Raw genomic sequence first — 26,383 nt, 5'->3', positions numbered from 1 at the left:
TTTTGCGCGCGCCCCGAACCTCAGAGATTATACCATGTCACTCCGCAATATCGCGATCATCGCGCACGTCGACCATGGCAAGACCACGCTCGTCGACGAGCTTCTCAAGCAGTCCGGCTCGTTCCGTGAAAACCAGCGCGTTGCCGAACGCGTGATGGATTCGAACGATCTCGAAAAGGAACGCGGCATCACCATTCTCGCCAAGGCGACCTCGGTGGAGTGGAAGGGCGTTCGCATCAACATCGTCGACACCCCCGGCCACGCCGACTTCGGCGGCGAAGTCGAGCGCATCCTCTCGATGGTGGACGGCGCCATCGTTCTCGTCGATAGCTCGGAAGGCCCGATGCCGCAGACCAAGTTCGTGGTCGGCAAGGCACTCAAGGTCGGTCTGAAGCCGATCGTCGCGATCAACAAGATCGACCGTCCGGACGGCCGCCACGAAGAAGTCATCAACGAAGTCTTCGACCTCTTCGCCAATCTCGACGCCACCGACGAACAGCTCGACTTCCCGATCCTCTACGGTTCGGGCCGTGATGGCTGGATGAACGTCAACCCGGAAGGTCCGAAGGAAGAAGGCCTCGCGCCGCTTCTCGACCTCGTGCTCAAGCACGTTCCGGAGCCCGTCGTCGAAGAAGGTCCGTTCCGCCTGATCGGTACGATCCTGGAAGCCAACCCCTTCCTCGGCCGCATCATCACCGGCCGCATCGCCTCGGGCACGCTGAAGTCCAACCAGCCGGTCAAGGTTCTCGGCCAGGATGGCAAGCTGATCGAAACCGGCCGCATCTCGAAGATCCTCGCTTTCCGCGGTATCGAGCGCACGGCGATCGACGAAGCGCATGCCGGTGACATCGTCGCCATTGCCGGTCTCTCCAAGGGCACCGTCGCCGACACGTTCTGCGACCCCTCGGTCACCGAAGCCATGACCGCGCAGCCGATCGACCCGCCGACCGTTACGATGTCCTTCATCGTCAACGATTCGCCGCTCGCTGGCACCGAAGGCGACAAGGTCACCAGCCGCGTCATCCGCGACCGCCTGTTCAAGGAAGCTGAAGGCAACGTCGCGCTGAAGATCGAGGAAGCCGAAGGCAAGGATTCGTTCTACGTCTCCGGCCGCGGCGAACTTCAGCTTGCCGTTCTCATCGAAACCATGCGCCGCGAAGGTTTTGAGCTTGCGGTCTCGCGTCCACGCGTCGTCATGCACAAGGACGAGGCCGGCACCACCATGGAGCCGATCGAAGAAGTCGTCATCGACGTCGACGAAGAGCATTCGGGCATCGTCGTGCAGAAAATGTCGGAGCGCAAGGCCGAGATGACGGAACTGCGTCCGTCGGGCGGCAACCGCGTCCGCCTGAAGTTCCTGGCGCCGACCCGCGGCCTCATCGGCTACCAGTCGGAACTCTTGACCGACACGCGCGGCACGGCGATCATGAACCGCCTGTTCCACGACTACCAGCCCTTCAAGGGCGCGATCGGCGGCCGCGTCAACGGCGTTCTGCTGTCGAACGGTTCGGGCGAAGCCGTGGCTTACGCCATGTTCAACCTGGAAGACCGCGGCCCGATGATCATCGAGCCGGGCGAGAAGGTCTATGCCGGCATGATCATCGGCATCCACTCGCGCGACAACGACCTCGAGGTCAACGTGCTCAAGGGCAAGCAGCTCACCAACATCCGCGCCGCCGGCAAGGATGAAGCCGTCAAGCTGACCCCGCCGATCCGCATGACGCTCGACCGCGCGCTGTCGTGGATCCAGGACGACGAGCTGATGGAAGTGACGCCGAAGTCGATCCGTCTGCGCAAGATGTTCCTCGATGCCAACGATCGCAAGCGATTCGAAAAGCAGCGCGCCGCTGGCGCTGCCTGATCGTCTTTCCCGAAACGGGACAAATGGAAACCCGGCCGAAAGGCCGGGTTTTTTCATGTGTGTGTCATCGTTTTACGACTTGTGACGTTTGTTAAAAAAGCGTTAACTTTCATTGGTGCCATGCGGAACGCGCCTGTGGGCAATGAGCGCCCTTGCAGGCGTCGAGGATTCCGGTGGAATCGGTGCGGGAATAAGAGTGGTGTTATGAAGACACTGTCGATTGATGTGCGGCGCGCCGAGCCGCAGGACGCGCGCGCGATATCCGAGACGCATCGGGTGTCGTGGCTGCAGGCTTATGGCGGCCTCATTCCGCATATCCCGCTCAGCCAGATGGTCGACCGCCGCAATGAGGGCTGGTGGCGCAAGGCGACGCGCGGTCCCGCGACGCTGCTGGTGCTCGATGTCGCCGGCACGGTTGCCGGTTACGCCACGCTTGGCCTCAACCGCGCCCGCGCGCTGCCGCAGGAAGGCGAGATCTACGAGCTCTACCTGCGTCCTGAATATCAGGGCATCGGCCTTGGCCGGCTGCTGTTCGGCGAGGCGCAGCGGCTTTTGAAGTCGCTCGGCTGCAACGGCATGATCGCCTGGTGCCTCGAGGACAGCGAACATGCCGACCGCTTCTTCCGCTCGGCCGGCGGACGCGACATTGCCGAGGGCATGGAGAATTTCGGCGACAAGGAACTGAAAAAGATCGGTTTCGTCTGGCCCTAAGGCCAGTTATTCCACCATGCCCGGCAGGGTGCGGGACGGTTCTCCCGCAAGCGTTCCCCGTTTGCCGTGCCATTGGGGCTCGCTTACGCCGCAGGCAAAGTCTGCAGCCTCGTCATCCGCAACCGCGCGAGCGAGCGTGTTGGCATCCTTGTTTTCGAGCGCATCGACATAACCGACGACGCAGCTCGTCGGATTGTCTTTCGTCGCCACGGTGGAGACGACGAGCACCTGGCCCGTCTTGGAATCGGCTTCGCCCGTGGTCTCGGGATCAGCGATGAACCAGCGCACGATGGTGGCGACCGGCGCGCCCTTTGCGCCAAGCCGCCATTCGATCTTGGTGCCGGTATGGTTGAATGGCCCGAAGGTCTCGAAGGCTTCGTCGATATAGGCCTTGCTGACCGGGCCATAGGCGATGCTCTGCCTCAGATCGCCTTCCTTGAAATAGACGGCCAGATTCTTGTAGCCGGGGCATTGCAGGCTGACGCTAGCGCCCTCCTCCACCTCCGACAGCGTCTTGCAAGCTTCGAGGTCGCGGTCCGTATAGGCGCTTTCGTTGGCGCGGGCGGCGCTCGCGGATACGGCGATGGCGACGGAAAGCAGAAGCGGCGTCAGGCGCATGAAAAAATCCTCCGGTTGGAAGGAGGACGAAAGATCCGGTCCGTCTATTCGAAAGTCATGTTGCGCCGCAGCGGGATTCGCTTTAGGAAGCCCGAAAATCACTGCATCTCACTGAGGGAGCCCCCATGCGTATCGATGCGATTTCCGTTGGCAAGAACCCGCCTGAAGACGTGAACGTCATTGTCGAGGTGCCGGTCGGCGGCCACCCGATCAAGTACGAAATGGACAAGGAAGCCGGCGCGCTTGTCGTCGACCGTTTCCTCTACACGCCGATGACCTATCCGGGCAATTACGGCTTCGTGCCGCATACGCTCTCGGAAGACGGCGACCCGATCGACGTTCTTATCGCCAACACCCGCCCGCTCGTTCCGGGCTGTGTGATCAATGTGCGTCCGATCGGCGTTCTGGTCATGGAAGACGATGGCGGCAAGGACGAGAAGATCATCGCCGTGCCGGTGCCGAAGCTGACGCGCCGCTACGACAAGGTCGAGAACTACACCGACCTGCCGGAAATCACGCTCAAGCAGATCGAGCACTTCTTCACGCACTACAAGGATCTGGAGCCCGGCAAGTGGGTGAAGATCGCCGGCTGGCAGGATGTCGCCACCGCCAAGAAGATGATTCTGGAAGCCGTCGAGCGCTACAACGCCTCGAAGTAAGCGCCAGCGCGCTTTCGGTCCTCAAAACAAAACCCTCCGGGTCACCAGCGATCCGGAGGGTTTTTTATTGTTGAAGCGATGGTCAGAGAACCGCGGGCGCCAGAACCGTGCGGATGACCTGCTCGAGGAAGAACAGGATGACCAGCACGACGAGCGGCGACAGGTCGACGCCACCGAAATTCGGCAGGACGCGGCGGATCGGGCGATAGATCGGTTCGGTCAGCTGGTAGAGCGAGCGGCCGATGGTCGCGATCACCTGATTGTTCGCGTTGATGACGTTGAAAGCATAGAGCCAGGAAAAGATCGCCGAGGCGATGACCAGGAACCACGCGATGCTGATGATGAACAATAGGGTGTTGATGACCGCTATCATTGACGTCTCCAATTGGTTTCGTCCCGACATGTAGCCATTGCAAGGCCTGCCAGCAAGGCCATGCACCAGACGGCGCGGCAACATGTTTAATGTGCCGGTATTTTTACGGGCGCTCAGGCTTCGTGAAAAATGCGGTCGAGGAAGGACGTCATCCAGATTCTCAGCGCCGCATCGTGCAGCAGGCGTCCGTCGAGATGCAGGCTACCGACCTGCGCGCCCGGCAGCTCGAAGCGATGTGCACCGCGCACGACCCAGCGATGCATCATGGCGAGCGTCAGTTCACCATGGAACTGAATGCCCCAGGCATTGTCGCCATAGCGGAAGGCTTGATTCTCGTAGTGATGGCCGGTGGCGAGCAGTGTTGCGCCAGGGGGCAGATCAAAACCCTCGCGATGGAACTGATAGACCATGTCCGGCCAGGGCATCAGCGCCGTGCCGGCCTCGGTGGCGGTAAGCGGATACCAGCCGATCTCCGTCCAGCCCTCGGTATGGCCGAACACCGCGCCGCCGAGATTTTTCACCAGCATCTGCGCGCCGAGGCAGATGCCGAGGAAGGGGCGGTTCTCTTTCAGGGGCACGTTCAGCCAGTCGATCTCGTCGCGCACATAGGCTTCGTCGTCATTGGCGCTCATCGGCCCACCGAACACGACGGCGCCGGCATGGTGGGCGAGTGTTTCGGGCAGGGGATCACCGAGCACAGGGCGGCGGATGTCGAGCGCGTGGCCCATCTGCTGCAGGATTTGCCCGACGCGGCCGGGGCTGGAGTTTTCTTGGTGCAGCACGATCAGAACGGGGCGCTTGGCGCGCGGCTTGCGTGGGAAATCGAGCATGGCTCAGGCCTCGTCCGGCTCCACTTGGCCGGCCGCCGCGCCCACCCGTTCGGCCACTTCCTGTCGCTTCATGATGCGCTCGCGCCCGGAGACGCCGAGCAGATCGGCAATGCGCCAGATGGCATGGTCCTCCATCTCGCTGCGCTCGCCGTCGGCATAGACGATCTCCCAGAGCAGGCCGATCAGTGCGACACGCTGGTCCTCGGAAAGCTGGCGCTTCAGTTCGGAGGTGAAGCGGAAGAAGTCGATCGCTTCGCTCTCCGCGTCGGCGCCGGCATCGATCAGCGCAGCCAGTTCCTTTTCATCGACGCTGTAAAGCTCGCTGAAATGGTCATGCAGCGCTTTCTTCTCGACATCCAGCACCTGGCCGTCCGCCTCCATCACCTGGATGCAGAGGGCCATGACCGCGACCCGCGGATCGTCGGCGGCGAAGGCCGGTTTGCTGTCGCCGCCGGAAAGGCTCGCCAGAAATTGCTGCAAGCGTTCAAACATCGATGGTTTAGCCCCGTTCCCTCAAGCCTCGGAATAGTCAGAATAACCGGAAGCCGCTGGTTCCGTCCCGTTTGACGGTGGTTCCTTCCTTGACGCCCGGATCGTCAGGCAGGCCGAAGAATGGACGTTCCTCCTCCTCGGCAGGCAGAGCCTCCTTGGCTTTTTCCACCTTCACCGGGGCCGGCTCGAGGACGGCCTCCACAACCACGGGCTTTTCCACCGGCGCCTTTTCGACCTTCACAACGTCTTCCACCCTGGCGACCGGCTTCTGCTCTATGGCGAGCGGCGGCAGGGTGCGGATCGCCTCGTCGACGGCATCCGTCGATCCCTCCTCGACCGGACCTTCGAGCGCGCTGACCGGCGTCTTCCATTCGAAGGCGTCGAGACGGCCGGTCACGGGCGAGACGGCTCGCCATTCCGGCGCGGTGATGCCGTCGGCCGTCCAGGCCGGATCACGCGGTGCCTTCAGCGCCTGGTTCATCCAGTGGCGGATGCGGCCCTGGTCGCCGGTCTCGGCGTCCTCGATATCGGCGAGCAGCAGGAAGGCGCTTTCGCGCGGCGCAAGACGGGCGGCCGCCTCGGCCTTGCCGCGGGCCAGCGCAAAATTGCGCGTCTCAAGTGCTGCTTCCGCGACGGTGTAGAGCGCCTCGGCATTGTTCGGGCGGATCGCTTCGAGCTTTTCCGCCCGCTTCAACCGGTCGGCGGCCGAATCGCCGCTGCGGGCGCGGACATAGAGTTTCGCCACGTCGCCATGCGCTGTCGATTTCCAGAGTTTTTCTAGGATGGAGGCCGCCTTGCGCAGATTGTCCTCGCGCAGATAGGCCTTGGCCTCGATCAGCCCGGCGGGCACGAAAGTCTCGTCGAGCTTCAGCGCCTGATGCGCATCCTCGCGCGCCCCCTTCGGGTCCGCGTCGAGCTTGGCTGCGGCGCGCGCGGTAAGCAGCACGGTCCTGCGGCGGGCATAGGTCTTCTTCTCCTCCGCCGAGCTGGAGCGGCCGTCGCCGAGCAGTTTCAGTGCCTCGTCCCAGTCGCCGGCTTCAGAGCGGTATTCAAGGGCCGCTTCCGTCGCCCAGGGCAGCTGCGGTGCCTTCTCGGCGGCACGTTCGGCATATTGCCGGGCGGCCTCGTTGGCGCCGAGGCGGCGGGCCTCGAGATAGAGGCCGCGCAGGCCGAGTTCGCGCGTCTCCGGATCGTCGGCCATCAGCTCGAACTTTTTCCGCGCATCGTCATAGCGGCCTTCGATCATAGCGGCCTGCGCTTCGAGCAGATGAATGAGCGGTTCCTGATCGGCGCTCAGCAGGCCCTTGGTGCGGCCGAGCATTTTTCGCGCGCCGGCGGCGTCGCCGGCCCCGGCGGCGATCAGGCCGGTCGAGAGCGCCTGATAGCCGCGGTCGCGCTTGCGGGCGCGGAAATAGCGCTGGATCGAATGCGGCGAGGTCCAGATGACGCGCACGATCCACCAGGAGAGCATCACGGCGGCGATCAGCGAGACGACGAGCGTGGCGGCGACCATCAGGCTCATATCGGCGCGCTGGCCCTGCCAGATGATCGAGAGTTCGCCGGGACGATCGGCAAGCCAGGCAAAACCGGCGGCAAGGGCGAGAACGAAGAGAGCGAAGACCAGAATGCGAATCATGACGTCCTTCTCCTCAGCCCTGGTTGCCGTTCGGAGCGACGGCGCCGGAGACGACAGCGCCGATCAGGCCCTCGACGGTAACGCGCGTATCGAGTTTGCGCTTGTATTCCGCAGCTGCGGCCCGGCCCGTTTCCGGCAGGGTCTGCCATTCGATCTGTGCGCCCTTGAAATCGCCGTTCTGCAGCTTGTTTTCGATGCGGGCGACGACGGCTTCCGGCGTATCCCCCTCGATGCTGCCCACGGGGCGCACGCGGATGGCCGAGGCGGCGCTCGACATCAGGCGATTGAAGATGCCCTGATCGCCGTCCGGCTGGTGCACGGCGTCGAGAATTGCATCGGCGGTCGGCTGGAAATCGCGCACGAGATCGGAGCGCGCGGCGACGCCGATGGCGGCATGCTCGCGCAGGCCTGCGATGGAGGGATCGTCGGGGGCGATGCTGGCGAAGGCTTCGAGTTCGGCAAGATAGGGGCCGCCGCGGTCGATGGCGGTCTTCAGTGCGCTTGCCGCCACGGCGCGAGCCATTTCGATATCGCTGCGCGGTTCATCGAGCTTCTGCTCGGCAGCGGTGATGCGTGCGGTAAGTTGGCTTTCGGTTGAGCTGACGGCTTCGGTGGTGCGGGCAATGGCCTCGCGCAGCGCCGCAAGTTCGGTGCTCAGACGGGTCACGTCGCCTTCGAGCTTGCTCACCGCTTCAGGGTTTCCTGCGGTCGCGCCGCCGCTGTCGCCGGTGCCCTTTTCGAGGGCGGCGATGCGGGTTTCGAGTGGCTGGAGATCGACGCTACTGGCTGCCGGCGCTTCGGCAAGGCGTGTCTTCAACGCTTCGACCTCATTGGAAAGGCTGGCGAGCACGCTGGTGTCGCCTGCCCGGTCCGGGCCGAGAGCAGGCAGATAGCCGCCATATTGCAGGCTGCCGGCGCCGAGAAGGGCGATCAGGCCGCCGAGAATGCCGGCGGCAAGCGGGCCGGCATTGCCGCGCCGGGCCGGCGGCGCGGTTTGGGTATAGACCGGTTCCTCATAGGTCGGGCGGGCCGGTTCGACCGGCTCCGACTTTTCCTCGGAGGTCTTCTGGGATTCCGGGGTTTCCGGCTCCGACGCAACCGATTCCATCGTTGCGGTCTCGGTGGTTTCCGCGGTTGCGGCGTCCGCTTCGGTCTTCTCTTCGGCGGTGCGTGCTTCGTTCTCGGCAGAGGCTGGAACCGCTTCGAGATCGATCGTCACGGGTTCGTCACCAGCCTTCTTGCGGCGAGACGGGGTTTCCGGTTCCATGGCGATCTCCTCGCGTTCATGTGCATTGCACTAAACCTAGACAGCGAAGGCAGCGAGGGAAAGACCCTTGCGGCAATTTCGTCCATGGCGGCATGCGCCTAGAGAAGATCGAGCAGGCTTTCCTCGTTCGGCGCGGAGGCGACGACGGTGAGCGCGGCAAAGCGTTGCGGTACGGCTTTGGCGACGTTCGCGCTCATGCACAGCATCAGGGTGGAGAGAAAGCGCTCCGGGGTTTCGGCGAGTGGTGAAAGCTCGAAAAAGGTCCGGGCGGTTTCGCGTGAATAGAACAATACGGCATCCGGCACGGGCTTCAAAAGCACAGCTTCGGCATCGGAGCGCTTCGGGATGATCGGCGCCATTCGGTAACATTCGGCAGTGCGCAGAGGAATGCCGGCATCCTCGAGCCGCGCTTCGAAGCCGGGCGCGCGCGGTCGGCCTGTGAGATAAAGGATCGGTTCGGCAGGCATGCCGAAATCCCGGCAATGCGCGATGATCATGTTGGCGAGGCCCTTGCCGTCGCCGCCGGGTGACAGCACCGTGCGAAAGCCGGCGTCGGCCGCCGCCTGCGCGGAGACATGGCCCACGGAAAATACGGTGGTCAGCAGATGCCGGTCGAGCGCCGGGCCCACATTGCCGAGCAGGCGCGCCACTTCGGCGCTGGTGATGGCGATCGCCGAATGCCGTTCGGCAAGGGCTGCACGCGCGGCTTCGACATCGTGCTCGGCCCGGGCGAGCGGCAGCAGTACCGGTTCGTGACCGAGGGCTGCGAGTTTTCGCGCGGTGCGGGCTGCTGCGGGCGCCGGCCTGGTGACGAGAACGCGCAAGGATCAGCCCCAGCTTTCGAAGAAGCCCGCTCCCGCCTTGGCGCGGATCGCCTGTCCCGCCGTTTCGCCGAGCTTTGCGGCGTTGTCGGCCGGGCCGCTCGTCTCGATTTCGTGGAACTGGCTGCCGTCGGGTGTCAGGATCATGCCGCGGAACTGGAGATGATCGCCCTCGACCGTCGCATAGCCGGCGATCGGCGTGCGACAGGAGCCGTCGAGCGTGGCGAGGAAGCCGCGCTCGCAGGAGACGGCAGCACGGGTCGCGCGATCGTCGATGGCGGAAAGCAGGCCGTTGATGCGATCGTCGTCGACGCGGCTTTCGATGCAGATCGCGCCTTGCGCCGGGGCCGGCGGGAAAGAAACGGGATCGAGCAGTTCGGTCGGCACGTCGAGCTTGCCGAGGCGCTTCAGGCCGGCATAGGCGAGCAGCGTGGCGTCGGCCTCGCCGGCGGCAAGCTTGCCGAGGCGGGTATCGACCTGACCACGGAAGACGATGACGTTGATATCGGGCCGAAGGCGACGGATGAGGGCCTGGCGGCGCAACGACGCGGAGCCGACGGTGGCGCCCTGCGGCAGGTCGAGCAGGCGCTGGGCGGTGCGGCCGATGAACGCGTCGCGGATGTCCTCGCGCGGCAGGTAGGCGGAGAGATGCAGGCCCTCCGGCAGCTTGGTCGGCATGTCCTTGGAGGAGTGCACGGCAAAATCGAGCTCGCCGGAGGAGAGCTGCGCCTCGATCTCCTCGGTGAACAGGCCCTTGCCGCCGATCAGCGCCAGCGACCGGTCGGTGATGCGGTCGCCCTTGGTCGAGAGCACGACGATCTCGAACATATCTTCCGGCAGGCCGTGTGCGGCCATCAGACGCGAACGGGTCTCGTGGGCCTGGGCGAGCGCCAGCGGGCTGCCCCGGGTGCCGATCCTGAAAGGTTTTGTTTGCATCCGCCTTGATCCATTGTTACCGGGATGTCTCGTAACCGGCTTTCCGGCCCATCGCAATCAATCCTAGTGCTTCATGTCGTCCCAATTGACCATTCTCGGCATCGAAACGAGCTGCGACGAGACCGCCGCGGCCGTCGTCTTGCGCGATGCGTCGGGAAAAGGCCAGATTCTCGGCGAGGTCGTGCTGAGCCAGCTCGAAGAGCACAGCGCCTATGGCGGCGTGGTGCCGGAGATCGCCGCTCGCGCCCATGTCGAGGCGCTGGACAGCCTGATCTCGGAGACGCTGTTGCGGGCTGGAAAATCGCTCGCGGATGTCGATGCCATTGCCGCCACAAGCGGGCCGGGGCTGATCGGCGGCCTCATTGTCGGCCTGATGACCGGCAAGGCGATCGCGCGGGCGACGGGCAAGCCGCTCTATGCCATCAACCATCTCGAGGGGCATGCGCTGACGGCGCGGCTGACTGACGGGCTCTCCTTTCCCTATCTGATGCTGCTCGTGTCCGGCGGGCACACCCAGCTCGTGCTGATCCGCGGTGTCGATGACTACGAGCGTTGGGGCACCACCATCGACGATGCGCTCGGCGAAGCCTTCGACAAGACCGCAAAACTGCTCGGCCTGCCCTATCCGGGCGGTCCGGCCGTCGAGCGCATGGCGAAGAAGGGCAACCCCGAGCGCTTCACCTTCCCGCGCCCGCTGGTCGGTGAGGCGCGGCTTGATTTCTCCTTCTCCGGTCTCAAGACGGCCGTGCGCCAGGCGGCGCAGTCGATCGAGCCGGTGACCGAGAAGGATATCGCCGATATCTGCGCCTCCTTCCAGCGCGCCGTCTCGCGCACGCTGAAGGACCGCATCGGCCGCGGGCTGGAACGGTTCCGCGCGCTCTATCCCGAAGTGGCGACGCCCGCGCTGGTCGTTGCCGGCGGTGTCGCGGCGAATGCGGAACTGCGTGCGACGCTGCAGGCGCTGTGCGACAAGAACCGCTTCCATTTCATCGCCCCGCCGCTCGCACTCTGCACCGATAATGCCGCGATGATCGCCTGGGCCGGGCTGGAGCGCATGGCGGCCGGCCTTGCGCCTGACGATCTCGCGGTGGCGCCACGCTCGCGCTGGCCGCTCGACAAACAAGCGGCGACCCTACTCGGATCCGGCAAGCGGGGAGCCAAGGCATGACGGTCTCGAAGCGCATCGCCGTGGTGGGCGCGGGTGCCTTCGGCACGGCGCTGGCAAGCGTGGCGGCGGCCAGCGGTGGCGACGTCACGCTGATCGGCCGCGATGCGGCAGCCGTCGAGGCGATGCGCACGACGCGGCGCAACGAAAAGGCGCTGCCGGGCATCGGTCTGCCGGTAACGCTCGCCTTCAGTGCCGATGTGGAATGCATTCGCGGGGCGGGCATCGTGCTGTTTGCCATGCCTTCGCAGGCACAGCGGGACGCCGCGCGCCAGCTCGCGCCGCTTCTGGCGCCGGGCACGGCGGTGGTCATTTGCGCCAAGGGCATGGAAAAGGGCACCGGCCGTCTGCTGACCGAGGTGCTGGAAGAGGAGCTGCCTGGCCGCGAGGTTGCCGTACTGTCAGGCCCCGGCTTTGCCGCCGATATCGCGAAAGGTCTGCCGACGGCGATGGTCGTTGCGGCGCGGTCCGCCGAGATCGGTGCGGCGCTCGCGCAGGCGCTCTCCGGGCCGACCTTCCGGCTTTATCCCTCGACGGACCGCATCGGCGTGCAGCTCGGCGGCGCCCTGAAGAACGTTCTGGCGATCGCCTGCGGCATCATCGAGGGTGCGCAGCTTGGCGATTCGGCGCGGGCGGCACTGATTTCGCGCGGGCTTGCCGAACTGTCGCGCTTCGTCGAGGCGCATGGCGGCGAGGGGATCACGGTGACAGGCCTTTCCGGCCTCGGCGACCTTGTCCTGACCGGCACCAGCCACCAGTCGCGCAACCTGCGCTTCGGCATCGCGCTCGGCCGCAACGGTACGGCCGCCGGTTGGTCGGGCGATCTCGTGGAAGGCGCCTTTGCCGCCTCCGTTGCCTCCGGCGTGGCGGCGGAAAAAGGCATCGACATGCCGATCACCGACGCGGTCGCCCGGATCATCGATGGCACGCTCGACGTGAAAACCGCCATCGGGCAGCTGATGACGCGCCCGATCACCCAGGAATGATAATCGAAAGGACCGCTTCCATGCTTTTCGCCTTCCTCTGCCAGGACAAGCCCGACGCGCTTCAGGTGCGCATGGACACGCGCCCGGAGCACGTCGCCTATCTCAATGACCTCAATGCAAGCGGCAAGCTCGCCTTCGCCGGCCCCTTCCTCGGCGATGATGGCAAGCCGACCGGCAGCCTCGTCGTGGTCAAGGCCGAGACGATCGAAGAGGCGCGGCAGATTGCGCAAAACGATCCCTATGCCAAGGCCGGCCTGTTTGCCTCCGTCGATGTGAAGGCCTGGAACTGGGTCTTCAACAATCCGGAGGCGTAAGCTCTGATGGCATTCTGGCTCTACAAGTCCGAACCCTTCAAATGGTCCTGGCAGATGCAGAAGGACGCCGGTGAGGCGGGCACCGAATGGACCGGCGTGCGCAATTATCTCGCGCGCAACCACATGCGGGCCATGCAGATCGGCGACAAGGGCTTCTTCTACCATTCCAACGAGGGGCTGGAGATCGTCGGCTTCACCGAAGTCTGCGCACTGTCGCATCCGGACACGACGGCCGGCGAGGATCCGCGCTGGGACTGCGTCGATATCCGCGCCGTGCGGGACATGCCCAAGCCCGTGTCGCTGAAGGACATCAAGGCCAATCCGAAGCTCTCCAACATGTCGCTCGTCACCTCCATGCGCCTCTCGGTGCAGCCGGTGACCGAGGAGGAGTGGATCGAGGTCTGCCGCATGGGCGGTCTCGACAACCCGCCGCGCTGATGCTTCGCATCCCTGCCCTGAACGGCCTCTTCCCTTTCGGAGTGATGGCGGCGTGAAAACCGACCCCGAAGTCTTCATCCGGGACAATACCGGTGTGCTCGCACCGCCGCATGTGCCGGAGGTCAAACTGCGACTCGCCACCGAGGCGCATGACCTGTGGCTGAAGACGGAGGAGGAGCTGGAGGAGATCGGCCTGCCGCCGCCCTTCTGGGCCTTCGCCTGGGCGGGCGGGCAGGGGCTTGCCCGCCATGTGCTCGATCATCCGGAGCTCGTCGCCGGCAAGTTCGTGCTGGATTTCGCCAGCGGTTCCGGCCTCGTCGGCATCGCGGCGCGCATGGCCGGCGCATCGGGCGTGCTTGCGGCGGATGTCGACCCCTGGAGCGAGACGGCGATCCGGCTGAACGCCGGGCTCAACGATGTGCCGCTGGATTATACGGTCGAGGATATGGTCGGTCGCGACGAAGGCTGGGACGTGGTGCTGGCCGGCGACGTTTTCTACGATCGCGGCTTCGCCGATGTCCTGATCCCGTGGTTCTCAAGGCTGGCGGGGCGGGGTGCGACGGTGCTCGTCGGCGATCCCGGCCGCGCCTATTGCCCGCGCGAGCGCATGGAAGCGCTCGCGACCTATACGGTGCCGGTGACGCGGGCGCTGGAGGACAGCGAGGTCAAGAAGACTACGGTCTGGCAGTTCAAGACCGTCCAGGCCGCTACCTGAAGCGGCTCTGCGTCCAAAAATTCCGGATCAGAAATTAGGCCGGATGACGCAGACGCCCATTTCCCACGAGCAGTCATTCTGCCCCGGCATGACCTGAATGACCTTTGGCCCGCCGCGGCTGTAGCGTGGTGCGTCGATCACGTCGCCGAAATAGTCATCGTTGTCGATGTAGAAATAGGTGCCGTTGCCGCGGTCACGATAGGCGGTGATCGCGCCGCCATAGAAATTGCCCGTACCCCAGCCGCGCTGTTCGCGTTGGCGCTCGGCGTGGTAGCGCGAACCACGGTCCTCGCGATCGCGATGCCGCGAGGCTTCGCGGCGGTGATGGTGCTCGCGATCGCGTCGTTCAATGACGCGGCCTTCGATATTGGATTCGGACCAGCCGAAACCATCCTTGTTGCCGCCAGCGTGAACGGCCGTCATGCCGCTCGTTGCAAGTGCGATCGCCAGTCCTAGAACTTTGGTCGCATGGGGCGCTGAAAACAGAGTCATTCTGTCCTGCCTTCCGGGTTACGCTTAACAAGTCGTTAACGCCAAGATGGGGCAGGGTGCGGCGAAAGTCACGGATTTCCCTGCGATTTTTGCCGATATCGTTAATGCGGAAAAAGCGTCCCGAAATGGCGCAATTCCCATCCGCTTCTTAATCGATTAAATTCATTTTGCACTGCAATGAGGCTTGTGGTTCCGCTTTCTGGTGAGTAAGTGTCGCAATCACTGCATTGTGCACAACATACTGCAATTCCGGAGAAAATTTGTCCAGTTTTTGGCTCTCCGGGGTTCCGTGAGGTTCAGATGGCGAATGTCACTCGAAGCCGGCCGCTCTCGCCGCATCTCCAAGTCTATAAACCGATCCCGACGATGGTCATGTCCATCGTGCACCGCATCACCGGCGCGGCGCTGTATTTCGGTACGGTGCTCGTTGCCTTCTGGCTGATCGCCGCCGCTTCGGGCGAGGCGTCCTTCGAGTGGGCCAGCTGGCTCTTCGGTACGCTGATCGGCCGTCTCGTGCTCTTCGGCTACACCTGGGCGCTGATGCACCATATGCTCGGCGGGCTGCGCCACTTCATGTGGGACATGGGCCGCGGTTACGAAAAGCACTTCAACACCAAACTCGCCATCGTGACCCCGATCGTCTCCGTCGCCCTGACGGTGCTGATCTGGATCGTCGGCTATCTGGTCCGCTGAGGAAACATCCATGGACATGCGCACTCCCCTCGGCAAGGTTCGTGGTCTCGGCTCGGCAAAGGACGGCACGGAGCATTTCTGGCGCCAGCGCCTGACGGCCGTCGCCAACGTTCCGCTGATGCTGTTCTTCGTCGGCTTTCTCATCTGCTACAGCGGCGCTTCCTACGCGGAAGTGACGGCCGCCCTTTCGAACCCGATCGTCGCCGTCCTGATGGGCCTCGTCGTTATCTCCGGCCTCATTCACATGAAGCTCGGCATGCAGGTCATCATCGAGGACTACGTGCATGCGGAAGGCGTAAAGATCGGCCTCCTCATGCTCAACACGTTCTTCGCGATCCTGGTCGGCGGTCTCTGTCTTTTCGCCGTCCTCAAAATCGCTTTCGCAGGATAATTCACCATGGCAGCGATCTCCTCCCCGGCGGCCAACGGCAAAGCCTATACCTATGTAGATCATTCCTTCGACGTGATCGTCGTCGGCGCCGGCGGCGCGGGTCTGCGCGCGACACTCGGCATGGCCGAGCAGGGCCTCAAGACGGCCTGCATCACCAAAGTCTTCCCGACGCGTTCGCACACCGTCGCCGCCCAGGGTGGCATCGCGGCCTCGCTGCAGAACATGACGCCGGATAGCTGGCAGTGGCACCTCTACGACACCGTCAAGGGTTCCGACTGGCTCGGCGACGTCGACGCCATGCAGTATCTCGCCATGGAAGCGCCGAAGGCGGTTTATGAGCTGGAACACTACGGCGTGCCCTTCTCGCGCAATGCCGAAGGCAAGATCTACCAGCGCCCGTTCGGCGGCCACATGCAGAATTTCGGCGAGGGTCCGCCGGTCCAGCGCACCTGCGCTGCCGCCGACCGTACCGGTCACGCCATCCTGCACACGCTCTATGGCCAGTCGCTGCGCAACAATGCCGAATTCTTCATCGAGTATTTCGCGCTCGACCTGATCATGTCGGCCGATGGCCGCTGCACCGGTGTCGTCGCCTGGAACCTCGATGACGGCACGATCCATCGCTTCGCCGCCAAGATGGTGGTTCTGGCGACCGGCGGCTACGGCCGCGCCTATTTCTCCGCCACCTCGGCGCATACCTGCACGGGTGACGGTGGCGGCATGATCGCCCGCGCCGGCCTGCCGCTGCAGGACATGGAATTCGTGCAGTTCCACCCGACCGGCATCTACGGCGCCGGCTGCCTCATCACCGAGGGTGCCCGCGGTGAAGGCGGTTATCTCGTCAATTCCGAGGGTGAGCGCTTCATGGAGCGTTATGCACCGTCGGCCAAGGATCTCGCCTCGCGCGACGTCGTCTCGCGCTGCATGACGATGGAAATCCGCGAAGGCCGCGGCGTCGGCAAGAACAAGGACCACATCTTCCTGCATCTCGACCATCTCGATCCGGCCGTCCTGCACGAGCGCCTGCCGGGCATTTCCGAGAGCGCCAAGATCTTCGCCGGCGTTGACGTGACGCGCGAGCCGATCCCGGTTCTGCCGACCGTGCACTACAATATGGGCGGCGTGCCGACCAACTATTGGGGTGAAGTGCTGAACGCCGACAGCCAGAACCCGGAGCGCATCGCGCCCGGCCTGATGGCCGTGGGTGAAGCCGGCTGCGCGTCGGTGCACGGCGCAAACCGCCTTGGTTCCAACTCGCTGATCGACCTCGTGGTCTTCGGCCGCGCCGCCGCCATCCGCGCCGGCCAGGTCATCGATCGTGCCGGCCCGATCCCGGCGCTCGATATCGCCGCCTGCGACAAGATCATGGACCGTTTCGATCGCCTCCGGAACGCCAATGGCGGCACGCCGACGGCGATCCTGCGCGACAAGATGCAGCGCACCATGCAGGACGACGCGGCGGTGTTCCGCACCCAGGAATCGCTGGAAAGCGGCTGCCGCCGCATGACCGCGATCTGGAAGGAACTGCCGGACATCAAGGTCACCGACCGCTCGATGGTCTGGAACTCAGACCTCGTCGAGACGCTGGAGCTGGAAAACCTGATGGCCAACGCCATTACGACCGTCTACGGCGCCGAGGCTCGCAAGGAAAGCCGCGGCTCGCATGCCCGCGAAGACTATGTCGACGGCCCCTTCGCCGGCCGCGACGACGTCAACTGGCGCAAGCACACGCTCGCCTGGGTGAACGAGGCGGGCGATGTCAAGCTCGACTATCGCCCCGTGCATACCGACCTCATCGCCGACGGGATCGATCCCCAGAAGATCGCGCCCAAGGCGCGTGTCTACTGATATCGAGGAGAACAGGACATGGTTGAACTCGCTCTCCCGAAGAATTCGCAGCTGACCGAAGGCAAGGTCTGGCCGAAGCCGGCCGGCGCCACCAACACCCGCGAATTCCGCATCTATCGCTGGAACCCGGATGACGGGAAAAACCCGTCGGTCGACACGTTCTATATCGATGTCGACGATTGCGGCCCGATGGTGCTCGACGCGCTGCTCTACATCAAGAACAAGATCGATCCGACGCTGACGCTGCGCCGCTCCTGCCGCGAAGGCATCTGCGGATCCTGCGCCATGAACATCGATGGCACCAACACGCTCGCCTGCACCAAGGGCATGGACGAGGTGAAGGGCGCTGTGAAGGTCTATCCGCTGCCGCATATGCCCGTCGTGAAGGACCTCGTTCCCGACCTCACCAACTTCTACGCCCAGCATCGCTCGATCGAGCCCTGGCTGAAGACGGTATCGCCGACGCCGGCCAAGGAATGGAAGCAGAGCCACGAGGATCGCCTCAAGCTCGATGGCCTCTACGAGTGCATCCTGTGCGCCTGCTGCTCGACCTCCTGTCCGAGCTACTGGTGGAACGGCGACCGTTATCTCGGTCCGGCCGTGCTGCTCCAGGCCTATCGCTGGTTGATCGACAGCCGCGACGAAGCCACCGGCGAGCGCCTCGACGACCTCGAAGATCCCTTCCGTCTCTATCGCTGCCACACGATCATGAATTGCGCCCAGGCCTGCCCGAAGGGCCTCAATCCGGCCAAGGCTATCGGCGAAATCAAGAAGATGCTGGTCGAACGCCGTCTCTGACCTACATAATCGGCAGTCACGAAACGTGAGGAGGCGGCCCGAACAATCGGGCCGTTTCATCTTGATTCGTGTGGGCGATTCACGTTAATTCGGCGGAAATGCTGCGGGGCAGCAGTATCGGGCAGATATCGGGAGTATCGACATGCGGGTTGTACATGTAGCAGGCGGACTGATGATGGCGCTTGCTCTGGCGGGTTGCCAGCGGACTTCCTCGATGGACAGCGTCAATACGCAGCAGAACATTCAGCCGCTGGAGGCGCAGCCGATCGGGACTGTGTCTTCGAGCCAACTGCCGGATCCGACGACCGACACGTCCGGCCAGTTCCCGGAAAAGCCCACCACCGATACGGCGATGGCGACGGGCACTGGTGTTGCCGGTGATACGGCTGCTGCAGCAGCGGGTCTCGAAGTCAAGAAGGAAGCCATGGTCGGCAACTGGAAGGTCGCCAACGGCGCTTCCTCCTGCGACATGTTCCTGACGCTCACCAATCTCGGCAGCGGTTCGCGTGGCGGCACGCGCGGTTGCGCGGGCGAGCTGACGGCGATGGGCTCCTGGGAAGTCGCCGGCAAGCAGGTGGTGCTGAAGGATCGCAACGGCAGCGCGATCGCGCGTCTCTACAAGACGGCCGACACACAGTTCAACGGAACGACCAATTCCGGCCAGCCCGTCAGCCTCTCGCGTTGATCGGCATTTTCAGACGACACGGATAAAAGCCGTCCATGGGCAAGAACTGGGACAGCGGGGCGACGCATCCGGACAAGGGCGTCTCGGATAGGCTGCAGGCCCTTGTCGCCAGTGGCGAGCTGAAACCGGATCCGGCGCAGAAGGCCATGGCCGCGCGCTTCGACCGCCTGCTCGGCGATCTCCATGCCCAGCGCCCGGCGCGCAAATCGAGCGCGCTCGGCTGGCTCTTCGCCTCCCGCAAGCCCGAAAGCGTCAGCGCTCCCAAGGGGCTCTATCTCTATGGTGGTGTCGGTCGCGGCAAGACCATGCTGATGGACATGTTCTTCGAACTGGCGCGGGTGAAGCGCAAGCGGCGGGCGCATTTCCATGAATTCATGGCCGATGTGCACGACCGCATCCACAAACACCGCCAGAAGCTGAAGGCCGGCGAGACCAAGCAGGCCGATCCCGTGCCGCCGGTTGCCGAAAGTCTTGTCGCCGAAGCCCGGCTTCTCTGCTTCGACGAATTCTCCGTAACCGATATCGCCGATGCGATGATCCTGTCGCGGCTCTTTGGCGAACTCTTCCAGCGCGGCTGCATTCTCGTGGCGACGTCGAATGTCGAGCCCGACAATCTCTACAAGGACGGTCTCAACCGCGGCCTCTTCCTGCCCTTCGTCGATCTGCTCAAGCAGTATGTCGAGATCGTTGCGCTGGATTCGCTGACGGATTACCGCATGGAGAGGGACAGCGGCCTGCCGGTCTTCCGTCATCCGCTCGGCGACGAGGCCGATAAGGCGATGGATGCGGCCTGGCGGCGCGAGACCGCGGGCATGGCCGTCGCGCCGGCGACCATCGCCTTCCGCGGGCGCAGCATCGCGGTGCCGCAGGCGGCGTCGCGCGTCGCGCGCTTCTCCTTCGCCGATCTCTGCGAGAAGCCGCTGGGTGCGGCCGACTATCTGGAAATCCTCGCGCATTACGACACGCTGTTCGTCGATCACGTGCCGCTGTTGGGCGCTGAAAAGCGCAACGAGACCAAACGCTTCATCAATCTTGTCGATACGATCTACGATCATCGCGCCCGGCTCTTCGCCTCCGCCGCGGCTGCACCCGAAAACCTGCTTGTGACCCGCAAGGGCACCGAGGGCTTCGAATTCGACCGCACGGTCTCGCGCCTGATCGAAATCCGCAGCACGGAATATCTGGCCGATCACAATGATCGCTACGGTGTGGGGCAGGGCTCCGTTACAGCAAAGACGTGACGAAAGCATGACGGTAATTCTTACGTTTACGTAAGAATTTTTATATCTAACCGATTGAAAAAATTCAGTCCAAAAGTATGTGTTGAAATTTTAACCTTAGAAGCGTAAGCCCTTGCGCCGAAAGGTCCTGCAATTGCGACATTGCGGACCTGTTGATCGGAGCAAAGGAAGCTTTCATGGCCCGCAAGAAGATCGCACTTATTGGTTCTGGCATGATCGGTGGCACGCTGGCGCATCTCGCCGGCCTGAAGGAGCTGGGCGACATCGTCCTGTTCGACATCGCCGACGGTATCCCGCAGGGCAAGGGCCTCGATATCGCCCAGTCCTCGCCGGTCGAAGGCTTCAACGCCTCGCTGACGGGTGCCAGTGACTATGCTGCGATCGAAGGTGCCGATGTCTGCATCGTCACCGCCGGCGTTGCCCGCAAGCCCGGCATGAGCCGCGACGACCTGCTCGGCATCAACCTCAAGGTCATGGAACAGGTTGGCGCCGGCATCAAGAAGTACGCCCCGAACGCCTTCGTCATCTGCATCACCAACCCGCTCGACGCGATGGTCTGGGCGCTGCAGAAGTTCTCCGGCCTGCCGAAGAACATGGTCGTCGGCATGGCCGGCGTGCTGGATTCGGCCCGCTTCCGCCTCTTCCTCTCCGAGGAATTCAAGGTCTCCGTCCAGGACGTCACCGCCTTCGTTCTCGGCGGCCACGGCGACACGATGGTGCCGCTCGCCCGCTATTCGACCGTCGGCGGCATTCCGCTGACCGACCTCGTCAAGATGGGCTGGGTCACCAAGGAACGCCTCGAAGAAATCATCCAGCGCACCCGTGACGGCGGCGCCGAGATCGTCGGTCTGCTGAAGACCGGCTCTGCCTACTATGCGCCGGCCGCTTCCGCGATCGAAATGGCCGAGTCCTACCTCAAGGACAAGAAGCGCGTCCTGCCCTGCGCTGCCTACCTCTCCGGCCAGTACGGCGTGAAGGACATGTATGTCGGCGTGCCCACCATCATCGGTGAAGGCGGCGTCGAGCGCATCATCGAGGTCGAGTTCAACAAGGCCGAACAGGAAGCCTTCGAGAAGTCGGTCGCGGCCGTCGCCGGCCTTTGCGAAGCCTGCATCAACATCGCGCCTTCGCTGAAGTAAGAACAGGATCATCCCTATGAACATTCATGAATATCAGGCCAAGGCTCTGCTGAAGAGCTTCGGCGCTCCGGTCGCCGAAGGTGTGGCGATCTTCTCCGCCGACGAGGCTGAAGCGGCTGCGAAGTCGCTGCCCGGCCCGCTCTACGTGGTCAAGAGCCAGATCCACGCTGGTGGTCGCGGCAAGGGCAAGTTCAAGGAACTCGGCCCCGACGCCAAGGGCGGCGTTCGCCTCGCCTTCTCGATCGACGAAGCCAAGGCGCACGCCAAGGACATGCTCGGCAACACGCTCGTCACCGCCCAGACCGGCGAAGCCGGCAAGCAGGTGAACCGCCTCTATATCGAGGACGGCGCCGACATCGACCGTGAACTCTATCTCTCGCTGCTCGTCGATCGCTCGGTCGGCCAGGTTGCCTTCGTCGTCTCGACGGAAGGCGGCATGGACATCGAAGCTGTTGCGCATGACACGCCGGAAAAGATCCTCACGGTCGCGATCAACCCGGAAGCCGGCGTCACTGCCGACGACCTGGCGAAGCTCACCTCGGCCCTGAAGCTCGAAGGCGAAGCCAAGGCTGACGCCGAAAAGCTCTTCCCGATCCTCTACAAGGCCTTTGTCGAGAAGGACATGAGCCTGCTCGAGATCAACCCGCTGATCGTCATGAAGAACGGCCGCGTGCGCGTTCTCGACGCCAAGGTCTCGTTCGACGGCAACGCGCTGTTCCGCCACGACGACATCAAGGCGCTGCGCGACGAGACCGAAGAAGACGCCAAGGAAATCGAAGCCTCCAAGTGGGACCTCGCTTACGTGGCGCTCGACGGTAACATCGGCTGCATGGTCAACGGTGCCGGTCTCGCCATGGCGACGATGGACATCATCAAGCTCTACGGCAAGGAGCCGGCGAACTTCTGCGACGTCGGCGGCGGCGCCGGCAAGGAGAAGGTCGCGGCGGCCTTCAAGATCATCACGGCCGACCCGAAGGTCGAGGGTATCCTCGTCAATATCTTCGGCGGCATCATGAAGTGCGACGTCATCGCTGAAGGCGTCGTCGCAGCCGTGCAGGAAGTGGGCCTCAAGGTTCCGCTGGTCGTTCGTCTCGAAGGCACGAATGTCGAACTTGGCAAGAAGATCCTGAACGAATCGGGCCTGGCAATCACCGCCGCCGACGATCTGGACGATGCTGCCAAGAAGATCGTCGCCGCGATCAACGGCTAACGGAAGGACCAGACCTCATGTCGATTCTCGTCAACAAGAACACCAAGGTCCTCGTTCAGGGCCTGACCGGCAAGACCGGCTCCTTCCACACCGAACAGGCGCTCGCCTATTACGGCACGCAGATGGTCGGCGGCATCCACCCGAAGAAGGGTGGCGAAACCTGGACCGGCTCGAAGGGCGAAAGCCTGCCGATCTTCGCTTCCGTTGCCGAAGGCCGCGAGAAGACCGGTGCCGACGCATCCGTGATCTACGTTCCGCCGGCAGGCGCTGCGGACGCGATCATCGAGGCGATCGATGCGGAAGTCCCGTTCATCACCTGCATCACCGAAGGCATCCCGGTTGCCGACATGGTGCGCGTCAAGGCTCGCCTCGACCGCTCCTCCTCGCGTCTCCTCGGCCCGAACTGCCCCGGCATCCTGACGCCGGAAGAGTGCAAGATCGGCATCATGCCGGGCTCGATCTTCCGCAAGGGTTCGGTCGGTATTGTTTCGCGCTCCGGCACGCTGACCTATGAAGCCGTGTTCCAGACTTCCAACGAAGGCCTCGGCCAGACGACGGCTGTCGGCATCGGCGGCGATCCGGTCAAGGGCACCGAATTCATCGACGTGCTCGAGATGTTCCTGGCGGACGACGCCACGACCTCGATCATCATGATCGGCGAAATCGGTGGCTCGGCGGAAGAAGATGCGGCGCAGTTCCTCATCGACGAAGCCAAGAAGGGCCGCAAGAAGCCGATGGCCGGCTTCATCGCGGGCCGTACGGCTCCGAAGGGCCGCACCATGGGCCACGCCGGCGCTGTCGTTTCCGGCGGCAAGGGCGATGCGGAATCCAAGATCGCGGCCATGGAGGCAGCGGGCATCCGCGTTTCGCCTTCGCCGGCCCGTCTCGGCAAGACCCTCGTCGAAGTCCTCAAGGGCTGAGATGCGACACTGGATGGGCCGGCGAAAGCCGGCCGATCCGTCTCTCCCGTCGCTCAAGCGGACAGGCTTGCGGCGGGCGGCAAACCGGGGAGAGCCCGGTCAACACGATCGTTCGGGAGGCGGGCGCGGCGCCCGCAAGAAACCATGGCACGGCAAGACGCCAACGAACAATTCCTGGCCACCTCCTTCCTCGACGGAGCGAACGCGGCCTATATCGAACAGCTCTACGCCAGGTACGAGGCTGATCCCGCCTCGGTTGGCGAAGAATGGCAGGCCTTCTTCAAGGCCCTGGAAGATCAGCCCTCCGACATTGTGAAGGCTGCCAAGGGCGCCTCCTGGAAGCGCGCGAACTGGCCGATCGTCGCCAATGGCGAACTCGTCTCGGCGCTCGACGGCAACTGGGGTGTCGTCGAGAAGGTGCTTGAGAAGAAGGTGCAGGCGAAGGCCGAGGCCGTCGCCGCCAAGACCGGCGCACCGGTCAACCAGGCAGACGTCAACCAGGCGACCCGCGATTCGGTGCGCGCCATCATGATGATCCGCGCCTATCGCGCCCGTGGTCACCTGCACGCCAAGCTCGACCCGCTCGGCATTGCCGCGCCCGTCGAGGACTATCACGAGCTTTCACCCTCGAACTACGGGTTCGAGGACAAGGATCTCGACCGCAAGATCTTCATCGACAACGTGCTCGGCCTCGAATACGCAACCGTGCGCGAAATGGTCGAAATCCTCGAGCGCACGTATTGCTCGACCATCGGCGTCGAATTCATGCATATCTCCAACCCGGAAGAGAAGGGTTGGATCCAGGAACGCATCGAAGGGCCGGACAAGGGCGTTGACTTCACGCCCGAGGGCAAGAAGGCGATCCTGCAGAAGCTGATCGAGGCCGAGGGCTTCGAGCAGTTCATCGACGTCAAGTACAAGGGCACCAAGCGCTTCGGCCTTGATGGCGGCGAATCGCTGATCCCGGCGCTCGAGCAGATCATCAAGCGCGGCGGCCAGCTCGGCCTCAAGGAAATCGTGCTCGGCATGGCCCACCGCGGCCGCCTCAACGTTCTGACGAACGTGATGGCCAAGCCGCATCGCGCCGTCTTCCACGAATTCAAGGGCGGCTCTTACGCGCCTGACGACGTGGAAGGTTCGGGCGACGTGAAGTATCACCTCGGCGCCTCCTCGGACCGCGAGTTCGACGGCAACAAGGTGCATCTGTCGCTGACGGCGAACCCCTCGCATCTTGAGATCGTCAACCCTGTCGTCATGGGCAAGGCCCGCGCCAAGCAGGACCAGATGGCGAAGGTCTTCGAAGGCGATATCATCCCCCTGTCCGAACGTGCCCAGGTCATGCCGCTCCTGCTGCATGGCGATGCGGCCTTCGCGGGCCAGGGCGTGACGGCGGAAATCCTCGGCCTGTCCGGCCTGCGCGGCCATCGCGTCGCCGGCACGATGCACGTCATCATCAACAACCAGATCGGCTTCACCACGAATCCGGCCTTCTCGCGCTCTTCGCCCTATCCGTCCGACGTGGCGAAGATGATCGAGGCACCGATCTTCCACATCAATGGTGACGATCCCGAAGCGGTGACCTATGCCGCAAAGATCGCCACCGAATTCCGCATGAAGTTCCACAAGCCTGTCGTCATCGACATGTTCTGCTACCGTCGCTTCGGCCATAACGAAGGCGACGAGCCTGCGTTCACGCAGCCGAAGATGTACAAGGCGATCCGCGCCCACAAGACCGTGGTCAACCTCTACGGTTCGCGCCTCGTCGCCGAAGGCGTCATCTCCGAAGGCGAATTCGAGAAGATGAAGGCCGACTGGCGCGCCAATCTCGAAACGGAATTCGAGATCGGCCAGTCCTACAAGCCGAACAAGGCCGACTGGCTCGACGGTGCCTGGTCGGGGCTGCGTTCTGCCGACAACCAGGACGAACAGCGTCGCGGCAAGACCTCGGTGCCGATGAAGCAGCTCAAGGAAATCGGCCGCAAGATCGCGACGATCCCGGAAGGCTTCCGCGCCCACAAGACCATCCAGCGGTTCATGGACAACCGCATGCAGATGGTCGAGACGGGCGAGGGCATCGACTGGGCGATGGGCGAAGCTCTGGCCTACGGCACGCTCTGCGTCGAAGGCACCAAGATCCGCCTGTCCGGCCAGGACTGCGAACGCGGCACCTTCTCGCAGCGCCATTCGGTTCTCTACGATCAGGAGACCGAAGACCGCTACATCCCGCTCGCCAACCTCTCGCCGACCCAGGCCCGCTACGAGGTCATCAACTCGATGCTCTCTGAAGAGGCGGTCCTCGGCTTCGAATACGGCTATTCGCTGGCCCGTCCGAACGCGCTCACCCTCTGGGAAGCCCAGTTCGGCGACTTCGCCAACGGTGCGCAGGTCGTCTTCGACCAGTTCATCTCCTCGGGCGAACGCAAGTGGCTGCGCATGTCGGGCCTCGTCTGCCTTCTGCCGCACGGCTATGAGGGTCAGGGTCCGGAGCATTCTTCTGCCCGTCTCGAGCGCTGGCTGCAAATGTGCGCCGAAGACAACATGCAGGTCGCCAACGTCACGACGCCCGCGAACTACTTCCACATCCTGCGCCGCCAGGTGAAGCGCGACTTCCGCAAGCCGCTGATCATGATGACGCCGAAGTCGCTGCTGCGCCACAAGCGTGCGGTCTCCTCGCTGTCGGAAATGGCGGGTGAAAGCTCGTTCCACCGTCTGCTGTGGGATGACGCCGAAGTGATCAAGGACGGCCCGATCAAGCTGCAGAAGGATGCCAAGATCCGCCGCGTCGTGATGTGCTCCGGCAAGGTCTACTACGACCTCCTGGAAGAGCGCGAAAAGCGCGGCATCGACGATGTCTACCTGCTGCGTCTGGAACAGCTCTATCCGTTCCCGGCCAAGGCGCTGATCAACGAGCTCTCGCGCTTCCGCAATGCCGAGATGGTGTGGTGCCAGGAAGAGCCCAAGAACATGGGCGGCTGGGCCTTCATCGACCCCTATCTCGAGTGGGTGCTTGCCCATATCGACGCCAAGTACCAGCGCGTGCGCTATACCGGCCGTCCGGCTGCAGCCTCGCCCGCAACGGGCCTGATGTCCAAGCACCTCGCGCAGCTGGCTGCCTTCCTGGAGGACGCGCTGGGCGGCTGATGC

27 protein-coding genes are annotated in these 26,383 nt (G+C 63.7%); 18 read left to right on the top strand and 9 right to left on the bottom strand.

The window, feature by feature from the left end; translation table 11 throughout:
* Positions 1 to 34: 34 nt before the first annotated feature.
* Positions 35 to 1,861 carry a translational GTPase TypA gene (typA, locus tag MUU55_RS23540; RefSeq protein WP_244763226.1) on the top strand — a complete coding sequence of 609 codons (1,827 nt, stop codon included), beginning with the start codon at positions 35 to 37 and terminating at the stop codon, positions 1,859 to 1,861.
* A 204-nt stretch (positions 1,862 to 2,065) separates the two neighbouring features.
* Positions 2,066 to 2,572, top strand: a complete 507-nt coding sequence (locus tag MUU55_RS23535) for a GNAT family N-acetyltransferase (RefSeq protein ID WP_244763225.1) — start codon at positions 2,066 to 2,068, stop codon at positions 2,570 to 2,572.
* A 6-nt stretch (positions 2,573 to 2,578) separates the two neighbouring features.
* Here the strand turns inward: MUU55_RS23535 and MUU55_RS23530 are convergent, their stop codons facing one another.
* Positions 2,579 to 3,190, bottom strand: a complete 612-nt coding sequence (locus tag MUU55_RS23530; RefSeq protein WP_244763224.1) for a hypothetical protein — start codon at positions 3,188 to 3,190, stop codon at positions 2,579 to 2,581.
* Between the two features lie 125 nt (positions 3,191 to 3,315).
* Between MUU55_RS23530 and ppa the strand changes: the two genes are divergently transcribed.
* Positions 3,316 to 3,849, top strand: coding sequence for an inorganic diphosphatase (gene ppa, locus MUU55_RS23525; RefSeq protein WP_244763223.1), 534 nt, complete (start codon positions 3,316 to 3,318; stop codon positions 3,847 to 3,849).
* 82 nt (positions 3,850 to 3,931) lie between these two features.
* On the opposite strand, the gene MUU55_RS23520 is transcribed toward ppa, so the two are convergent.
* The 7 genes from MUU55_RS23520 to hemC all read right to left on the bottom strand — a co-directional run bounded on the left by MUU55_RS23520 (position 3,932) and on the right by hemC (position 10,204).
* On the bottom strand, positions 3,932 to 4,222 hold the full coding sequence (locus MUU55_RS23520) for a YggT family protein (protein ID WP_117371263.1): 291 nt from the start codon (positions 4,220 to 4,222) through the stop codon (positions 3,932 to 3,934).
* Positions 4,223 to 4,335: 113 nt separating this feature from the next.
* Positions 4,336 to 5,052: a glutamine amidotransferase gene (locus tag MUU55_RS23515; RefSeq protein WP_244763222.1), complete on the bottom strand. Its 717-nt coding sequence runs from the start codon at positions 5,050 to 5,052 to the stop codon at positions 4,336 to 4,338.
* Between the two features lie 3 nt (positions 5,053 to 5,055).
* Positions 5,056 to 5,544 carry a tellurite resistance TerB family protein gene (locus MUU55_RS23510; protein ID WP_244763221.1) on the bottom strand — a complete coding sequence of 163 codons (489 nt, stop codon included), beginning with the start codon at positions 5,542 to 5,544 and terminating at the stop codon, positions 5,056 to 5,058.
* A 37-nt stretch (positions 5,545 to 5,581) separates the two neighbouring features.
* Positions 5,582 to 7,180 carry a heme biosynthesis protein HemY gene (locus MUU55_RS23505; RefSeq protein ID WP_244763220.1) on the bottom strand — a complete coding sequence of 533 codons (1,599 nt, stop codon included), beginning with the start codon at positions 7,178 to 7,180 and terminating at the stop codon, positions 5,582 to 5,584.
* Positions 7,181 to 7,193: 13 nt separating this feature from the next.
* Positions 7,194 to 8,447: a hypothetical protein gene (locus MUU55_RS23500; RefSeq protein WP_244763219.1), complete on the bottom strand. Its 1,254-nt coding sequence runs from the start codon at positions 8,445 to 8,447 to the stop codon at positions 7,194 to 7,196.
* Between the two features lie 98 nt (positions 8,448 to 8,545).
* Positions 8,546 to 9,271, bottom strand: a complete 726-nt coding sequence (locus MUU55_RS23495) for a uroporphyrinogen-III synthase (RefSeq protein ID WP_244763218.1) — start codon at positions 9,269 to 9,271, stop codon at positions 8,546 to 8,548.
* Positions 9,272 to 9,274: 3 nt separating this feature from the next.
* Complete coding sequence (gene hemC / locus MUU55_RS23490; protein WP_244763217.1) at positions 9,275 to 10,204, bottom strand: hydroxymethylbilane synthase; 930 nt, start codon at positions 10,202 to 10,204, stop codon at positions 9,275 to 9,277.
* A 73-nt stretch (positions 10,205 to 10,277) separates the two neighbouring features.
* Between hemC and tsaD the strand changes: the two genes are divergently transcribed.
* Genes tsaD through MUU55_RS23465 form a run of 5 tightly spaced genes read left to right on the top strand, consistent with a single transcriptional unit; the run spans position 10,278 to position 13,822 of the window.
* Positions 10,278 to 11,372, top strand: coding sequence for a tRNA (adenosine(37)-N6)-threonylcarbamoyltransferase complex transferase subunit TsaD (gene tsaD / locus MUU55_RS23485; RefSeq protein WP_244763216.1), 1,095 nt, complete (start codon positions 10,278 to 10,280; stop codon positions 11,370 to 11,372).
* Positions 11,369 to 12,355 carry an NAD(P)H-dependent glycerol-3-phosphate dehydrogenase gene (locus MUU55_RS23480; RefSeq protein WP_244763215.1) on the top strand — a complete coding sequence of 329 codons (987 nt, stop codon included), beginning with the start codon at positions 11,369 to 11,371 and terminating at the stop codon, positions 12,353 to 12,355. Before tsaD ends, MUU55_RS23480 begins: the two co-directional genes overlap by 4 nt.
* Positions 12,356 to 12,375: 20 nt before the next feature.
* Complete coding sequence (locus tag MUU55_RS23475) at positions 12,376 to 12,669, top strand: YciI-like protein (RefSeq protein WP_244763214.1); 294 nt, start codon at positions 12,376 to 12,378, stop codon at positions 12,667 to 12,669.
* 6 nt (positions 12,670 to 12,675) lie between these two features.
* On the top strand, positions 12,676 to 13,107 hold the full coding sequence (locus MUU55_RS23470; protein WP_244763213.1) for an EVE domain-containing protein: 432 nt from the start codon (positions 12,676 to 12,678) through the stop codon (positions 13,105 to 13,107).
* Between the two features lie 52 nt (positions 13,108 to 13,159).
* Entirely contained in the window at positions 13,160 to 13,822 is a 663-nt protein-coding gene (locus MUU55_RS23465) for a class I SAM-dependent methyltransferase (protein WP_244763212.1), read from the top strand.
* Between the two features lie 27 nt (positions 13,823 to 13,849).
* On the opposite strand, the gene MUU55_RS23460 is transcribed toward MUU55_RS23465, so the two are convergent.
* Positions 13,850 to 14,314: a hypothetical protein gene (locus MUU55_RS23460; RefSeq protein ID WP_244763211.1), complete on the bottom strand. Its 465-nt coding sequence runs from the start codon at positions 14,312 to 14,314 to the stop codon at positions 13,850 to 13,852.
* Positions 14,315 to 14,614: 300 nt separating this feature from the next.
* Between MUU55_RS23460 and sdhC the strand changes: the two genes are divergently transcribed.
* The 10 genes from sdhC (at position 14,615) to MUU55_RS23410 (ending at position 26,380) form a co-directional block, all read left to right on the top strand.
* Complete coding sequence (gene sdhC, locus MUU55_RS23455) at positions 14,615 to 15,007, top strand: succinate dehydrogenase, cytochrome b556 subunit (RefSeq protein WP_244763210.1); 393 nt, start codon at positions 14,615 to 14,617, stop codon at positions 15,005 to 15,007.
* A 10-nt stretch (positions 15,008 to 15,017) separates the two neighbouring features.
* Positions 15,018 to 15,398 (top strand): succinate dehydrogenase, hydrophobic membrane anchor protein, encoded by a 381-nt coding sequence (gene sdhD / locus MUU55_RS23450; RefSeq protein WP_244763209.1) that lies wholly within the window; start codon positions 15,018 to 15,020, stop codon positions 15,396 to 15,398.
* 6 nt (positions 15,399 to 15,404) lie between these two features.
* Positions 15,405 to 17,246, top strand: a complete 1,842-nt coding sequence (sdhA, locus tag MUU55_RS23445; protein WP_244763208.1) for a succinate dehydrogenase flavoprotein subunit — start codon at positions 15,405 to 15,407, stop codon at positions 17,244 to 17,246.
* A gap of 18 nt (positions 17,247 to 17,264) precedes the next feature.
* On the top strand, positions 17,265 to 18,044 hold the full coding sequence (locus tag MUU55_RS23440) for a succinate dehydrogenase iron-sulfur subunit (protein ID WP_244763207.1): 780 nt from the start codon (positions 17,265 to 17,267) through the stop codon (positions 18,042 to 18,044).
* Positions 18,045 to 18,186: 142 nt separating this feature from the next.
* Positions 18,187 to 18,729: a protease inhibitor Inh/omp19 family protein gene (locus MUU55_RS23435; RefSeq protein WP_244763206.1), complete on the top strand. Its 543-nt coding sequence runs from the start codon at positions 18,187 to 18,189 to the stop codon at positions 18,727 to 18,729.
* A gap of 35 nt (positions 18,730 to 18,764) precedes the next feature.
* On the top strand, positions 18,765 to 19,970 hold the full coding sequence (gene zapE / locus MUU55_RS23430; RefSeq protein WP_244763205.1) for a cell division protein ZapE: 1,206 nt from the start codon (positions 18,765 to 18,767) through the stop codon (positions 19,968 to 19,970).
* A gap of 176 nt (positions 19,971 to 20,146) precedes the next feature.
* Entirely contained in the window at positions 20,147 to 21,109 is a 963-nt protein-coding gene (mdh, locus tag MUU55_RS23425) for a malate dehydrogenase (RefSeq protein WP_117371244.1), read from the top strand.
* A 16-nt stretch (positions 21,110 to 21,125) separates the two neighbouring features.
* Complete coding sequence (sucC, locus tag MUU55_RS23420; RefSeq protein WP_023514888.1) at positions 21,126 to 22,319, top strand: ADP-forming succinate--CoA ligase subunit beta; 1,194 nt, start codon at positions 21,126 to 21,128, stop codon at positions 22,317 to 22,319.
* A gap of 17 nt (positions 22,320 to 22,336) precedes the next feature.
* The gene (gene sucD, locus MUU55_RS23415; protein ID WP_244763204.1) at positions 22,337 to 23,239 is read left to right on the top strand and encodes a succinate--CoA ligase subunit alpha; all 903 of its coding nucleotides are present in this window, start codon (positions 22,337 to 22,339) and stop codon (positions 23,237 to 23,239) included.
* A gap of 144 nt (positions 23,240 to 23,383) precedes the next feature.
* On the top strand, positions 23,384 to 26,380 hold the full coding sequence (locus MUU55_RS23410; RefSeq protein ID WP_244763203.1) for a 2-oxoglutarate dehydrogenase E1 component: 2,997 nt from the start codon (positions 23,384 to 23,386) through the stop codon (positions 26,378 to 26,380).
* The last annotated feature ends 3 nt before the right edge of the window (positions 26,381 to 26,383 follow it).

This window comes from Shinella curvata (assembly GCF_022899935.1).
Taxonomy (GTDB): Bacteria; Pseudomonadota; Alphaproteobacteria; order Rhizobiales; family Rhizobiaceae; genus Shinella; species Shinella curvata.
Note: the sequence above shows the minus strand (reverse complement) of the source record. Positions and strands in the feature narration are given on the sequence as shown.

Bases quoted from the DNA above. Each gene is read 5' to 3' on its own strand.
- mdh (WP_117371244.1), top strand. From the start codon at position 20,147: ATGGCCCGCAAGAAGATCGCACTTATTGGTTCTGGCATGATCGGTGGC.
- MUU55_RS23500 (WP_244763219.1), bottom strand. From the start codon at position 8,447: ATGGAACCGGAAACCCCGTCTCGCCGCAAGAAGGCTGGTGACGAACCC.
- typA (WP_244763226.1), top strand. From the start codon at position 35: ATGTCACTCCGCAATATCGCGATCATCGCGCACGTCGACCATGGCAAG.
- MUU55_RS23480 (WP_244763215.1), top strand. From the start codon at position 11,369: ATGACGGTCTCGAAGCGCATCGCCGTGGTGGGCGCGGGTGCCTTCGGC.
- sdhC (WP_244763210.1), top strand. From the start codon at position 14,615: ATGGCGAATGTCACTCGAAGCCGGCCGCTCTCGCCGCATCTCCAAGTC.
- MUU55_RS23475 (WP_244763214.1), top strand. From the start codon at position 12,376: ATGCTTTTCGCCTTCCTCTGCCAGGACAAGCCCGACGCGCTTCAGGTG.
- MUU55_RS23515 (WP_244763222.1), bottom strand. From the start codon at position 5,052: ATGCTCGATTTCCCACGCAAGCCGCGCGCCAAGCGCCCCGTTCTGATC.
- ppa (WP_244763223.1), top strand. From the start codon at position 3,316: ATGCGTATCGATGCGATTTCCGTTGGCAAGAACCCGCCTGAAGACGTG.
- MUU55_RS23535 (WP_244763225.1), top strand. From the start codon at position 2,066: ATGAAGACACTGTCGATTGATGTGCGGCGCGCCGAGCCGCAGGACGCG.
- MUU55_RS23505 (WP_244763220.1), bottom strand. From the start codon at position 7,180: ATGATTCGCATTCTGGTCTTCGCTCTCTTCGTTCTCGCCCTTGCCGCC.
- tsaD (WP_244763216.1), top strand. From the start codon at position 10,278: ATGTCGTCCCAATTGACCATTCTCGGCATCGAAACGAGCTGCGACGAG.
- MUU55_RS23435 (WP_244763206.1), top strand. From the start codon at position 18,187: ATGCGGGTTGTACATGTAGCAGGCGGACTGATGATGGCGCTTGCTCTG.
- zapE (WP_244763205.1), top strand. From the start codon at position 18,765: ATGGGCAAGAACTGGGACAGCGGGGCGACGCATCCGGACAAGGGCGTC.
- sdhD (WP_244763209.1), top strand. From the start codon at position 15,018: ATGGACATGCGCACTCCCCTCGGCAAGGTTCGTGGTCTCGGCTCGGCA.
- MUU55_RS23530 (WP_244763224.1), bottom strand. From the start codon at position 3,190: ATGCGCCTGACGCCGCTTCTGCTTTCCGTCGCCATCGCCGTATCCGCG.
- MUU55_RS23440 (WP_244763207.1), top strand. From the start codon at position 17,265: ATGGTTGAACTCGCTCTCCCGAAGAATTCGCAGCTGACCGAAGGCAAG.
- sucD (WP_244763204.1), top strand. From the start codon at position 22,337: ATGTCGATTCTCGTCAACAAGAACACCAAGGTCCTCGTTCAGGGCCTG.
- MUU55_RS23460 (WP_244763211.1), bottom strand. From the start codon at position 14,314: ATGACTCTGTTTTCAGCGCCCCATGCGACCAAAGTTCTAGGACTGGCG.
- MUU55_RS23410 (WP_244763203.1), top strand. From the start codon at position 23,384: ATGGCACGGCAAGACGCCAACGAACAATTCCTGGCCACCTCCTTCCTC.
- MUU55_RS23520 (WP_117371263.1), bottom strand. From the start codon at position 4,222: ATGATAGCGGTCATCAACACCCTATTGTTCATCATCAGCATCGCGTGG.
- hemC (WP_244763217.1), bottom strand. From the start codon at position 10,204: ATGCAAACAAAACCTTTCAGGATCGGCACCCGGGGCAGCCCGCTGGCG.
- MUU55_RS23470 (WP_244763213.1), top strand. From the start codon at position 12,676: ATGGCATTCTGGCTCTACAAGTCCGAACCCTTCAAATGGTCCTGGCAG.
- sucC (WP_023514888.1), top strand. From the start codon at position 21,126: ATGAACATTCATGAATATCAGGCCAAGGCTCTGCTGAAGAGCTTCGGC.
- sdhA (WP_244763208.1), top strand. From the start codon at position 15,405: ATGGCAGCGATCTCCTCCCCGGCGGCCAACGGCAAAGCCTATACCTAT.
- MUU55_RS23510 (WP_244763221.1), bottom strand. From the start codon at position 5,544: ATGTTTGAACGCTTGCAGCAATTTCTGGCGAGCCTTTCCGGCGGCGAC.